Genomic DNA, 13,864 nt, shown 5'->3' with positions numbered 1-13,864 from the left:
GTTTTAACGAATTCTTTCTTTTTTATCTTTTCTATTTCTAAACATTTATTAAAATTTTATCATTTCCGTAATGAGAATTGTTTGTGGATTAGATGTTTTTCCAAGATAATCTGCTAATAATGTACGCCGATCAAATTCGGACAATCCTTTCATCAATGACCCATTCTGCTCAGTGAGAAATGCAGCCTCAACAATAGGAAGATCAAAACGCTGTTCTGACTGAAGAATATTTCCTTCTATGAGTGATGTGAGAAAAATACTTGGCCGGATTTTTCGCTGTTTTGCCACCCGTTCAAAGATGACACTGATTTGATCTAAGTAATAGGCCTCATCAACATCCCCTAGCAAATGCAACAGCTCCTGATAAATTGGCAATGACAGTTGTTGTCGATTTGCTGCAAAAAAAGCGGGAATCGTTGCTGGCCATTTTTCTTTGGAAAAAGAAATAAGCTGAAAAGACTCATGGATTAGCCGATAAATGAATGCTTGTACCACACCTTCTTCACAAGCATAGAAAAAGCGCTGATCACTCATGATGTCCGCTTGTAAAATGAACGCCAACTCTTCTAAAATTATCGTATTAGGTTGTTGCCAACGCTCACGACTCTTCTGCTGATCTTTTGTGGAATAGATAGGAAATGCCACTTGATAGCGACGATCCTTTCGGGTAATGATCCCAGCATCGATCAACTGATCAAGTATTTTTTCAAAATTTTTCTCTGGAAAATTTTGTTTTAATTCTCTTAAGATTGGTGGTTTTTGTTGTTTTTTCAAGAAAAGAATCAGTTTTGAGAACAACTCTGAATCAATAATTTTCTGAATCCCTTGATAATGACTACTATAAAAAAATTCCATGTCTTTCGCTCTCTTTCCATTCCCACTAGGAGGGCCGTCTCTCATTCAAAAATAGCCGGACAATCTTAAGCTCCCCTGCTAGCCAAAAACCTTTCATTATTACAGTGAAAGGACTGCAGTTGCTGATTGTCCGACCAATTCAAATGTTCATCTTTTTTGCCCGTATTATCCTGTCAGCTATTAGTTATTAAAGCTTTCAGTTAATTGCGGCACAACTTGTTTTTTACGAGAAACAACCCCCGGTAAGAATGCGCGATTTGCTGTCAAGACAACGTTAAACGCCGCTTCAACCGGTGCAGTTGGCTCTCCAATCACTAGCAATTCAGAATTGCTGTTCAAAATATCAGTAACGACTAGTAGGTACAAGTCATAACCTTTTGCCTGATTTTCGGCCTTCATTGCTGTTTCTAGCTCTTCTTGGCGGCTAAACACTTCATTCAAATCCACTGTATTTACTTGACCGATACGAATGCTTTTTCCACCCATCGGAAAACTTTTTGCATCTAGATCCAACAATTCAGCAGCTGTTTTAGTTGTTAAATTTGTTCCAGCTTTCAGCATATCCAGGCCATACGCCTCTAGATCCACATTAGCAATTGCTGCTAACTCTTTTGCAGCGGCGATATCTTCCTCAGTACATGTAGGTGACTTGAACAACAATGTATCTGAAACGATCGCTGACAACATGATTCCGGCAATAGCTGCTGGAATCTCTACATTTGCCTCACGGTATAATTTCAACACGATCGTACTCGTACAGCCAACCGGTTCTGCACGGTAGTAGAGAGGGTTTGCAGTTTCAAAATTGGCGATACGATGATGGTCAACTACAGCTAAAATGGCAGCTTCTGCTATCCCTTCTGCACTTTGCTGAAACTCATTATGATCCACAAGCATCACTTCTGAACCAGCCTCAATCTGCTCAATCACACGCGGGGCTTCAAGTTCAAAATGAGACAAAGCAAATTGCGTTTCTTCGTTTGGTGTTCCAAGAGCAACTGCTTCGGTATCTTTTCCTAATTCCTTTTGCAAGTGCGCAAAAGCAATTGCTGCTCCAATAGCATCTGTATCAGGATTTTGGTGTCCAAATACTAATATTTTCGACATAATGATCGCTCCTAATTCATTCATTTTCCACTTTCTAATGATAGCAAAAAATAGGAAAGAATCAATAGTTATCTTCTCTACGCTTGTTAACGGGTAAGATAACCTTTATAGTCATCGACATGAAGCAACTCTTTTGCATTTTTCACGCGATCTTGTGTTGGCGGCTCAATTCCTTCCAGTGGATACTTCAGCCCTAATTCATCCCATTTATATTTACCCATTGTGTGATAAGGTAAAATCTCTACTTTATCTACATTATTCAACGTCTTGATAAACGCATCTAAACGGATCAAAAACTCATCATAATCACTTCTGAATGGCACCAGCACGTGACGGATCCAGACTGGCTTATTGATTTCTGAAAGGTATTTTGCCATTTCTAAGATGTTGTCGTTGGATTGTGTGGTCAGCTTCTTATGAGCATCATTATCAATATGCTTGATATCAAATAATAGCAAATCAGTGACAGTCATCAACTCTTGAAATTTGCTAAAAAAAGGTTCTTCCCGAGTAAAAGGTTTTCCGCACGTATCTAAGGTGGTGTTCACCCCTGCAGCTTTGGCTTTCCGGAAAAGATCGATCAAGAAGTCCAACTGAAGCAATGGTTCTCCGCCACTCACAGTCAGCCCACCTTTTTCTCCCCAAAATTCTCGATATTTGAGTGCTTCTTCCAGTACGTCATCTGTCGTCCGTTCGATACCGGCACCGATTTTCCAAGTATCTGGATTATGACAAAACTCACAACGCATCCGGCATCCTTGCATAAAGACAATAAAGCGAATACCTGGTCCGTCCACTGATCCGAAACTTTCTGTTGAATGAATATGTCCTGTTACTGACATGTTGCTCTTCCTTTCTTGAAGAAACTAAAAATAAAGTTGCATCGTTTTATTCCATTGATTCCTCGCCCATACTCGCAGTGAGGCAATAGTTTGATGAACAAACTACGCTTGTCATCATCTGCTCTGCTTCGCAGTCGCAGTGATTCCCTTCGGACTTTGATTACTACGGTCTCTTCGTTCCCCTAGTATTATTCATCATCTGCTCTGCTTCGCAGTCGCAGTGATTCATAACAATAGCGGCGGAATGTTCCATCCGCCGCCTTTTTTGTGCTATTACATTGCTTCGTGCATGGTACGAGCGATAACGTCATCTTGTTGTTCTTTTGTCAACTTGATGAAGTTAACTGCATAACCTGATACACGAATTGTTAATTGTGGGTATTTTTCTGGATGCGCTTGTGCATCAAGCAATGTGTCGCGGTTGAATACGTTGATATTCAAGTGGTGACCACCTTTTGCTGCATAACCATCCAACATAGTTGCTAGGTTTTCTTGCTGTGTTTCGTCGTCACGTCCTAATGCTTTAGGTACGATTGAGAATGTATTTGAAATACCATCTAATGAATAGTCATATGGCAATTTCGCAACAGATGAAAGACTAGCCAACGCACCGTGTGTATCGCGGCCGTGCATTGGGTTCGCACCTGGGGCAAATGGCGCACCAGCGCGGCGTCCGTCAGGAGTGTTCCCTGTTTTCTTACCATAAACGACGTTTGAAGTGATCGTTAAGATCGATGTTGTATGTTTTGAGTTACGGTAAGTTTTTGTGCGTTTTACTTTCTTCATGAAAGTTTTCAATAGGTTAACAGCAATATCGTCTACGCGATCATCGTTGTTTCCATATTTAGGATAGTCGCCTTCGATTTCGTAATCTTCAACGATGCCGTTTTCGTCACGAATTGTGCGGACTTTCGCATATTTGATAGCAGATAATGAGTCAACTGCTACAGAGAATCCTGCGATACCAGTAGCCATCGTACGCAAGATATCTGTATCTTGTAAGGCCATTTCAATTCGTTCATAAGAATATTTATCATGCATGTAGTGGATAATGTTCAATGTATTGACATACAAATCACAAATCCAGTCCATCATTGTGTCATATTTTTCCATTACTTCATTGTAATCAAGATATTCTGAAGTGATTGGTTGGAATTTAGGTCCCACTTGCGCTTTTGATTTTTCGTCGACCCCACCATTGATTGCATACAACAACGTTTTCGCCAAGTTCGCACGAGCACCGAAGAATTGCATTTGTTTACCAATGCGCATAGCAGATACACAACATGCGATTCCATAGTCATCGCCCCAATGTCCACGCATTACATCATCGTTTTCATATTGGATTGCTGATGTTTGGATAGACATTTTCGCACAGAATGTTTTGAAGTTGTGTGGCAAGCGTGTTGACCACAAAACAGTCAAGTTTGGTTCTGGAGCTGGTCCCAAGTTTGCTAGTGTGTGCAAGAAACGGAAGCTGTTTTTAGTTACCATGTGGCGTCCGTCTTCACCCATCCCGGCGATTGATTCTGTAACCCATGTTGGGTCACCAGAGAATAATGCATTGTATTCAGGTGTACGAGCAAATTTCACTAGACGAAGTTTCATTACGAAATGGTCAACGATTTCTTGTGCTTCTTCTTCTGTGATCACGCCATTTTTAAGGTCGCGTTCTACATAGATATCCAAGAAAGTTGACGTACGTCCTAGAGACATTGCTGCTCCGTTTTGTTCTTTGATGGCTGCTAGATAGCCTAAATATAACCATTGGAATGCTTCTCTTGCAGTTTGTGCAGGTTGAGAAATATCAAACCCGTAGATTGTACCAAGTTCTTTCAATTCGCTTAATGCGCGAATTTGTTCACTTAATTCTTCACGTTGGCGAATGATATCGTCTGACATCGTGCCATTGCCGCAATACAACAAGTCTTGTTGTTTTTCTTTGATCAAGTAATCCACACCATACAATGCTACGCGACGGTAGTCACCGATGATACGACCACGACCATAAGCATCAGGAAGTCCAGTGATAACACCAGAACGGCGTGCAGCTCTGATTTCAGGAGTGTACGCATCAAATACACCTTGGTTGTGTGTTTTACGGTAGTCACGGAAGATGTGAGAAACTTCAGAATCAATTTCATACCCATAAGATTCTGCTGATTGTTCTGACATTCGGATACCGCCGAACGGTTGCAAGCTGCGTTTGAAAGGTTTGTCTGTTTGGAACCCGACAACTGTTTCTAACTCTTTGTTCAAATAGCCCGGGCCGTGAGAAGTAATCGTTGAAACGATTTTAGTATCCATGTCTAAAACGCCGCCAGCGTCACGTTCTTGCTTGTTCAAGTCCATAACTTGATCCCAAAGCTTTGTAGTTGCTTCAGTTGGGCCAGCTAAAAATTCGTCTGTTCCGTCATAAGGTGTGTAGTTTTCTTGGATGAAGTCGCGTACGTTAACTTCTTCTTTCCAAGTTTTTCCTTTAAATCCATTCCATTGTTCCATTTGATGGACCTCCTTAAATTTTCTGTTCACTAAGTGTAACAGCTTTACGTGAATAGTATAACACAAAGCGTTTGCATTGCAAGCATTTACAAGAATTATTTTTAACAAAATTAGCTATTAAAACATAAAACGCAACGAAACAGCTTTTAAATCAACGTTTTTTAAATGTGAATTTTTTATTAAAGTCCATTTTTTGAAAATGTGAAAAATTAATTATATAGAAAAAAACACGCGTCTGTATTGGTACAGATGCGTGTTTTACATTTAACTTATAGTACAGAATCTTCTTGAATCGCAGGATCAATCACTCGAGCAACTTCATGGATCAAGCCGCCGGATTTTTCATCGGTAACAAAGGACCCATTCGATGTCCGGTCATTGATTGGGATTTGATTCGTCTCGATCTCGATCATTTGCCCCTTTTGAGTAGTCAAAATCAGGGATTGGTTTTCACCGCTTCCCATATAAACAATCCGATGAGGATTTTTCTTTAACTCTCTGAGAACCATCAGTCCTCGTTTCGCTCGTCCTAACTGACTGATTTCTTGAGCCAGCATTCGTTTGACCGCCCCTCGCTGAGTGACCATGATTACAGGCGTATCTCCTTCCGAGTAAACCAATAATCCATTGACGATCTGATCATCTTCTTTAAGATTCATCGCTTTGACTCCAGCAGCTTTTGGTCCTACAACAGGCACTTCGGCTAATGGATAGCGTAGGCCAAAAGCACGATAACTAACTAGAAAGACATCCAACGGCTCATTTTGATCCGCTAAATACACGTTGACAAGTTCATCGGCCTCATCTTTTAGTTTCATCATAGTCAATGGCCGACTCTTGTACGTACGCCAAGGTTCAAATTCTGTCATTCTTGTTTGTTTAATCATACCGTTTTTGCTAATCAGCACGAAATTCTTTTGCGGATCAAGTTCTTGATAGGTGAATACAGCTAAAATGGTTTCTTCGGTCGCTAGATTCATTACCGTTTGCGAAATATGTTCCCCTAGATCTTTCCATTTGAGATCCGGCAACTCATGAATGGGGCGATAAATGACGTTCCCTTTATTGGTCACCAGCAACAAATGATCCAATGTGCTTGCTTGCCCGCTATAAAGCAGTGCATCGCCTTCTTTCATGCCTAACTCTTCTGGCTTAGAAGCGCCATAAGACCGCAAGCTGCTGCGTTTGACATAGCCATCTGTCGTAACAGTTACCACAACATCTTCTTGGGCGACAAGTACTTGGGTCTCGATTTTGATTTCTTGGATCTCTGCTTCAATCTCGGTCATCCGATCAGAGTGGTATTTCTTCTTGATTTCTCTTAGCTCTTTTTTGATGACTTTTAATAATTCCGTTTCTTCATTCAAAATTTTCGTCAATTCGCGAATCGTTTCAGCTAATTCTTGGGCTTCTGCCTGTAATTGCGTGATATCTGTATTAGTCAAGCGATACAATTGCAATGTTACAATGGCTTCTGCCTGTTCTTCTGTAAACCCATGCTGAACGACCAGATTATTTTTTGCATCTTTTTTGTCTTTACTGCTGCGGATTGTCGCGATCACTTCATCGAGGATCGAAAGAGCCTTCATCAACCCATCAACGATGTGCTGACGTTTCTGCGCTTTCTTCAGCTCATAGCGGCTCCGCTTAGCAATGACTTCCCGACGGTGTTTCACATAACTTTCTAAGATATGTTTCAACCCGACTTGCTGCGGCCGCATTTCATCGATGGCTACCATGTTGAAATTGTAGTTGATTTGCAGTTCCGTATTTTTAAATAGATAGTTCAAAATTCCTTGAGCATTGGCATCTTTTTTCAGCTCAACCACAATTTGCAAACCGGTACGGTCCGTTTCGTCCCGGACCTCGGCAATCCCATCGATTTTTTTGTTTAAACGAATCTCATCCATTTTTTTGACCAGATTCGCTTTATTGACTTCGTAAGGAATCTCATTGATGACAATTTGCTGTTTGCCGCCTTTGATATCTTCGATTCTAGTCTTTGAACGTAAGATCACTTTCCCACGACCTGTTTCATATGCCTTCTTGATTTCTTCTTTTCCTTGTAAGATGCCGCCAGTTGGGAAATCTGGACCTGGAATGAATTCCATCAATTTATCCAATGAGGCGTTCGGGTGATCAATCAAATAAATCGTTCCGTCAATGACTTCACTTAAATTGTGTGTGGGAATTTCAGTTGCATAACCGGCAGAGATCCCTGTCGACCCGTTGACCAGCAGATTGGGATATTTTGCTGGCAAAACAGTTGGTTCCTTTTCGGTATCGTCAAAATTCCAAACTAACTCAACGGTATCTTTTTCAATATCCTTCAATAATTCTCCGCTTAATTCAGACAAACGGGCTTCTGTATAACGCATAGCTGCTGGCGGATCACCATCCATACTCCCGTTATTCCCGTGCATTTCGATCAGGATTTGTCTTAATTTCCAGTCTTGACTCATACGGACCATGGCTTCATAAATACTGGAATCTCCATGGGGATGAAAATTCCCCATGATATTCCCTACAGATTTTGCGGACTTACGAAATCCTTTGTCATAAGTATTTCCATCTTGATTCATGGCAAACAAAATTCGTCGCTGAACGGGCTTTAGGCCATCTCGAATATCCGGTAATGCCCGTTCTTGGATAATATATTTAGAGTATCTGCCGAAACGGTCCCCCATCACTTCTTCTAATGTTAATTCTTGTATATTGTTTTTATGTTCCAAGAGATCCCCTCCTAATCCTCAGACAAGCTGATTGCTGAAATTTGCTCAGCTTCTTGTAATTTTTCTTCGACCAATCCAGGGATCGTCTCTTCTTTTTTCTCTAAAATACTGCCGTCTTCTTCCAAGCTGAATTGGACATGGCTTTCGATCCACTTCCGCCGCGGTTCTACTTTATCACCCATCAATGTAGTAACCCGTCGTTCCGCTTGTGCCGCATCATCGATTCGAACACGGATCAATGTTCTTGTTTCTGGGTCCATCGTTGTCTCCCAAAGTTGATCTGCATTCATCTCACCTAACCCTTTGTACCGTTGCAGCATATAGCCTTTACCAATTTTTTTGGTCACCGCGTTTAATTCGTCATCTGTCCAGGCATATTCAACTACGGCTTTTTTGCCTAGGCCTTTTGAAACTTTGTACAAAGGCGGCAATGCAATATAAACTTTGCCAGCTTCGATCAATGGTTTCATATAGCGATAAAAGAAGGTCAGCAACAAGACTTGGATATGAGCACCATCTGTATCTGCATCGGTCATGATGATCACTTTGTCATAATTGCAGTCTTCGATCGAAAATTCTGGACCAACACCTGCGCCGATCGTGTAGATCATAGTATTGATTTCTTCATTTTTCAAAATGTCTTGCATTTTGGCTTTCTCGGTATTGATGACTTTTCCACGTAACGGAAGAATTGCTTGAAACTTACGGTCTCGGCCTTGTTTGGCTGATCCACCAGCCGAGTCTCCTTCGACTAAGTACAACTCATTTTTTTTCGGATTACGAGACTGGGCTGGTGTCAATTTTCCAGATAACAACGATTCGCCCTTTTTGCGTTTTTTCCCACTGCGGCTTTCTTCTCGTGCTTTCCGAGCAGCTTCCCGCGCTTCCCGAGCCTTGATGGCTTTACGGACAAGCATTTGGCTCATCTCGCTATTTTCTTGCAAGTAATAACCCAGTTGTTCACCAATCACATTGTCTACCGCATTTCGTGCGATCGGCGTTCCTAGTTTTTCTTTTGTTTGACCTTCAAATTGAAGCAGATTCTCTGGTACCCGAATCGACAGAACTGCCGCTAAACCTTCCCGAAAATCACTGCCTTCCAGATTTTTGTCCTTTTCTTTCAGCAGGCCGACCTTTCGAGCATATTCATTGAAAGCTTTAGTCATAGAGATCTTCATTCCCACTTCATGGGTACCGCCGTCTTTCGTACGCACGTTATTTACAAATGATAGGACATTTTCGGAATACCCATCATTATATTGGAAAGCAACTTCCACTTCGATTGCTTCTTTTGTGCCAGAAAAATACACAACAGGCGTTAATGTATCTTTTTCTTCGTTTAAATAATCAACAAACTCTTTGATTCCTTCTTCAAATAAAAAGACCTCTTGCTGCAATTCAGCCCGCTCATCTGTTAGGGTGATTTTCACTCCTCTTAATAAGAAAGCTGATTCTCGCAATCGTTCTGCTAACGTGTCATAAGAAAATTTCGTTGTTGTAAAAATCGTGTCATCCGGCTTGAAACGTACGGTTGTTCCAGTTGCTTTCCGCGTCTTTCCGATTTTTTTCAATGTACCGTCAGGTTTGCCACCATCTTTGAATTTCTCTTGGTATTCGATACCATCTCGTACGATAGAAACTTCTAGCCAGCTTGATAGCGCATTTACGACACTGGCACCCACTCCGTGGAGTCCACCTGATGTCTTATAGCCCCCTTGGCCAAATTTGCCGCCAGCATGCAGTACAGTAAAGATGACTTCGACTGTTGGGATTCCTGAAGCATGCATTCCCACCGGCATTCCACGACCATTGTCTCGCACACTGATACTATTGTCTTTGTGGATAGTGACATCAATTTCATTCCCGAATCCTGATAGTGCTTCGTCGACCGCATTATCAACGATTTCGTAGACCAAATGGTGCAAGCCTCGGCCGTCAGTCGATCCGATATACATACCAGGTCGCTTTCTCACTGCCTCCAAGCCTTCTAGGACTTGTATCGAGGCATCATTATACTCTGTGGTTTTCTTTGCCAAAGCCACCGCTCCTTTAACTAAATTAAGTGGGTTTCCGCGGAAACCCAACATGAATGATTCGCAAAAAAAATCTTAACATAAAATCGGCTTTTTTCAAGCGAACATTTTTCTAAACTATCTTATCCTTTTTCCTACCGTTCGACAAGGCAAAGTCACTTTTAGCTTTTGGATGATCCATCTATCATTGCTCGTTTATCCATAGCTTCAGTATTTTCTTATTGTTGCTGCGACGGTTTCATGCTAAAATTGCTCTAGACTTTCAAGGAAAGTGGGTTATCATGAAGACGATTCTGTTACTATTTATTGCTTATTTGCTCGGTTCGATTCCCTCTGGTGTCTGGATCGGTCAGCTATTCTTCAAAAAAGACATTCGCCAATTTGGCAGCGGGAATACAGGAACTACGAATACCTTTCGTGTTCTTGGCAAATCAGCTGGCGTCATTGTTTTATTGATGGATATTCTGAAAGGTACCTTGGCTACTTGTTTGCCGGCGATCTTTTCAGTCACAACAATCAATCCTCTTTGGTTTGGTGTTTGTGCTATTCTAGGTCACACGTTTCCAATTTTTGCCAAGTTCAAAGGAGGGAAAGCGGTGGCGACCAGCGCAGGCATGCTTTTAGGCTACAATCCAATTTTCTTCATTTATTCAGCGCTTATTTTTGTGATTTGTTTGTTCATAACCAGCATGGTCAGCCTGACAAGTATGATTGCAGCCTGCTTGATCACTTTGTCGACAATCCTATTGCCTTATGTCGCACCAATGATTTTACCAAAACAAAATTGGTTATTGACGTGTATCGCAATTGGTGTCACCTGTTTTATTTTTATCCGTCATCGTGAAAATATCAAGCGGATCAAAGACGGCACAGAGAGCCGTATCTCTTTTGGTCTTAATAAAAAAGAATAGGAGAAGCTGGGAAAAGTCATTCATGACTTTCGTCCCAGCTTCTTTTTTTCTTATTCACATAGGCTTACTTAACTGTGATCGAATATTTCGTTTCAAATTGCTCGTTGGCTGCCAAGCATTGGATTCCTGTTTTTTCATGTAGTTCGCCACTAGTCTCTAAGGTATCTGCAATACCTACCCATGGCTCAATACATAAAAAAGGAGATTCTACTGGATAAGTCGTCCAAAAGCCAACGTAAGGCATATTATTATAGCTCAATGTCACACTGTGAGGAGATTTTTCACTGCGGATCGAAAATGAATTCAACCCTTTCGTTTCATAAATCAAGGCATCGTTCTTAAACATCTCATGAGTCAACCGTAGATCAGTGTTCGTTTGTCCCAATGTCCGCTGCTCCAGATCGATATAATTGCCTACCAACGGCAATTTTACACGAGATTTCTTAGGTGAGAATGTGAGATAAAAATCTTCAAATACATTATCCTCTCCTAACGGTACATTGAATGCAGGATGACCACCGATAGAGAAGAACATGTCTTCCTGACTATCATTTACGACTTGATACTTGACTACAAGACCGTCTCCACCTAATTCGTAACTAACAAACAACTGAAAATCAAAGGGATAGTTGCTCTTTGTCTCCTCACTGCTAGCTAGTAGTAAACGAACATAATCTACTTTGTGCTCCACGACTTCAAACATCATGTCTCGAGCAAAACCATGCCGTGGCAGATGATACGTTTCACCTTTGTAGCGGTATTGATTGTCCTTCAACGCACCCACTATCGGAAATAAGATTGGTGCATGCTTTCCCCAATGTGCAGGATCAGCTTGCCAAATATATTCTAAGTTGGTATTCACATCAATCAAACTTTGCAGTTCGGCTCCTTTTTCGGCAATTGTTGCCTGCAAATGCCCTGCGCTGATCGTAACTGTCATATCGCCATCTCCTAATATTGATGTTTGTTCAATTCCTCTTTGAAACGACTATTCAACACTTTTAAATAAGTTCCTTTCATTCCCAAGGAACGTGACTCAATAATACCTGCTGATTCCAGTTTGCGCAATGCATTTACAATAACAGAACGTGTAATACCGATTCGATCCGCAATACTAGAAGCGGTCAAACGTCCTTCATCCCCTTCTAATGCTTCAAAAATCGCTTGGACAGCTTTCAATTCGCTGTATGACAGTGTATTGATCGCCATTTGTACGGCAGTCGCACTACGAACGTCTTCTTCGATATTGCGGGATTTTTGATAAAGAAACTGCATGCCAACTACAGTTGCACTGTATTCTGCTAAGACTAGATCATCGTCATCGAACGTTTTTTCGATCCGAGACAAAATGATCGTGCCCAACCGTTCGCCTGCACCATAAATGGGCACGATTGTTGTTAAACCATTCGGATATAACTCCCGCATCTCAATAGGAAAAGCAGTCATATCGTTGCTGATGGGAACATTTGCTTCTGTCGAAGATAAATTATCTACTAAACTTGTATAATTTTTAGGAAACTGTTTTTCTACAAACATCTTTTTGATACGTTCATTGTTGACATCATGCGTCTCAACGAATCCCAACACACTACCGTCACTACTGATAATATAAGCATTGCTATCGAGTATGTCACCTAAAATAACCGCCATTTTATCATAAGGCAAATCAGATGCCAGATTGAAGGTATTTTTTTGTTGCAGTAATTCATTGATTTGACGTGTCTTTTCTAAAAGTGTTTTCATTGGTTCTCTCCCTTTATAAAATATACCGGCTTAGGTCTTCATCTTTGGCAATAGAAGCAAGTTTGTCTTCAACGTACGCTTCTGTAATAGTGATTTCTCCCATTTGCATGTCGGATGCTTCAAACAATAAGTCTTCAAGTAACTTTTCTAGAATTGTGTGTAAGCGACGGGCGCCAATGTTATCTGTATCGCGATTCACTTGAAAGGCAATTTCCGCAATTTTTTGGATTGCTTCCAGCGTAAAAGTGACTGTCACATTCTCTGTTCCCAACAAGGCAATATACTGCTTGATCAAAGCATTGTTTGGCTCCGTCAGGATCTTGACAAAGTCTTCTTTCGTTAAATCATCAAGTTCTACACGAATCGGGAAGCGTCCTTGTAATTCAGGGATCAAATCACTTGGTTTTGACAAATGAAAGGCACCTGAAGCAATGAATAGGATATGGTCGGTTTGTAAAGGGCCATATTTCGTGTTGACTTGTGACCCTTCCACGATCGGTAAAATATCCCGTTGCACACCTTCACGAGAAACTTCGCCTGATTGTTGCGATTTTGATGTGATCTTATCGATTTCATCAAGGAAGATGATCCCGCTAGATTCGGCTAAACGCAATGCCGCACTATGGATATCCGCATCATTCACTAATTTTGAAGATTCCTCTTGGATCAATAATTCTCGAGCTTCTTTTACCGTTACTGTCCGTTCGATTTTCTTTTGCGGTTTCAATGCACCTAATGTTTCATTCAAATCGATCCCCATTTGTTCCAATCCATTGTTCATCATTGGTGACTGTGTTTTTGGTTCATCCACCTGGATCGTTACTTCACGATTGTCCAATAAGCCTTTTTCTAATTGCTCATAAATGGCTTGACGGTTGCTGCGGATTTCGTCCGTCAGTTCTTCTTTTGGTTCTTCTGCCTGCTGACCAGGATTGAACATATTCATCATTTGTTCATATGGATTCGTGGATTTCTTTTGCTCTTTTTTGATTCCAGGTACCAGTACTTTAACCAGTCGACGATTGGCTTTCTTTTCTGCCTGCAGCCGAACGTTTTTGTATTGCTCTTTTTTTACGATCTGGATGGCATTTTCCACAAGATCCCGAATCATTGATTCCACGTCACGTCCGACATAACCG

Annotated in this window: 10 protein-coding genes; 1 reads left to right on the top strand and 9 read right to left on the bottom strand. The window is 41.2% G+C overall.

The window, feature by feature from the left end; genetic code table 11:
• Positions 1-48 precede the first annotated feature (48 nt).
• From AB5Z52_RS01890 to parE, 6 genes are all read right to left on the bottom strand, one after another.
• Complete coding sequence (locus AB5Z52_RS01890; protein ID WP_005472304.1) at positions 49-855, bottom strand: DUF1803 domain-containing protein; 807 nt, start codon at positions 853-855, stop codon at positions 49-51.
• 180 nt (positions 856-1,035) lie between these two features.
• Positions 1,036-1,962 carry a manganese-dependent inorganic pyrophosphatase gene (locus AB5Z52_RS01885; protein ID WP_003126997.1) on the bottom strand — a complete coding sequence of 309 codons (927 nt, stop codon included), beginning with the start codon at positions 1,960-1,962 and terminating at the stop codon, positions 1,036-1,038.
• An 86-nt stretch (positions 1,963-2,048) separates the two neighbouring features.
• On the bottom strand, positions 2,049-2,804 hold the full coding sequence (pflA, locus tag AB5Z52_RS01880) for a pyruvate formate-lyase-activating protein (protein WP_003126995.1): 756 nt from the start codon (positions 2,802-2,804) through the stop codon (positions 2,049-2,051).
• A 273-nt stretch (positions 2,805-3,077) separates the two neighbouring features.
• Positions 3,078-5,306, bottom strand: a complete 2,229-nt coding sequence (gene pflB / locus AB5Z52_RS01875) for a formate C-acetyltransferase (RefSeq protein ID WP_003126991.1) — start codon at positions 5,304-5,306, stop codon at positions 3,078-3,080.
• A gap of 269 nt (positions 5,307-5,575) precedes the next feature.
• A complete protein-coding gene (gene parC, locus AB5Z52_RS01870; RefSeq protein WP_003126989.1) occupies positions 5,576-8,038 on the bottom strand; it encodes a DNA topoisomerase IV subunit A in 2,463 nt (820 codons plus the stop codon).
• A gap of 11 nt (positions 8,039-8,049) precedes the next feature.
• Complete coding sequence (gene parE / locus AB5Z52_RS01865; protein ID WP_003126988.1) at positions 8,050-10,074, bottom strand: DNA topoisomerase IV subunit B; 2,025 nt, start codon at positions 10,072-10,074, stop codon at positions 8,050-8,052.
• A gap of 278 nt (positions 10,075-10,352) precedes the next feature.
• Here parE and plsY point away from each other — a divergent pair, with 278 nt between their 5' ends.
• Positions 10,353-10,982 (top strand): glycerol-3-phosphate 1-O-acyltransferase PlsY, encoded by a 630-nt coding sequence (plsY, locus tag AB5Z52_RS01860; RefSeq protein WP_003126987.1) that lies wholly within the window; start codon positions 10,353-10,355, stop codon positions 10,980-10,982.
• A gap of 64 nt (positions 10,983-11,046) precedes the next feature.
• Here plsY and AB5Z52_RS01855 read toward each other — a convergent pair whose 3' ends face one another.
• The 3 genes from AB5Z52_RS01855 to hslU form a co-directional block, all read right to left on the bottom strand.
• A complete protein-coding gene (locus AB5Z52_RS01855; protein ID WP_003126986.1) occupies positions 11,047-11,922 on the bottom strand; it encodes an aldose 1-epimerase family protein in 876 nt (291 codons plus the stop codon).
• A gap of 11 nt (positions 11,923-11,933) precedes the next feature.
• A complete protein-coding gene (codY, locus tag AB5Z52_RS01850; RefSeq protein WP_003126985.1) occupies positions 11,934-12,725 on the bottom strand; it encodes a GTP-sensing pleiotropic transcriptional regulator CodY in 792 nt (263 codons plus the stop codon).
• A gap of 13 nt (positions 12,726-12,738) precedes the next feature.
• Positions 12,739-13,864: ATP-dependent protease ATPase subunit HslU (hslU, locus tag AB5Z52_RS01845; RefSeq protein WP_368266817.1), on the bottom strand; the 1,126-nt coding region annotated here is incomplete at its 5' end.

This window comes from Enterococcus sp. RTP21361st1_A6_RTP21361_211029 (assembly GCF_040910045.1).
Classification (GTDB): domain Bacteria; phylum Bacillota; class Bacilli; order Lactobacillales; family Enterococcaceae; genus Enterococcus_D; species Enterococcus_D gallinarum.
The sequence above is the reverse complement of the archived record's forward strand: the minus strand, read 5'-3'. Positions and strand labels throughout refer to the sequence as shown.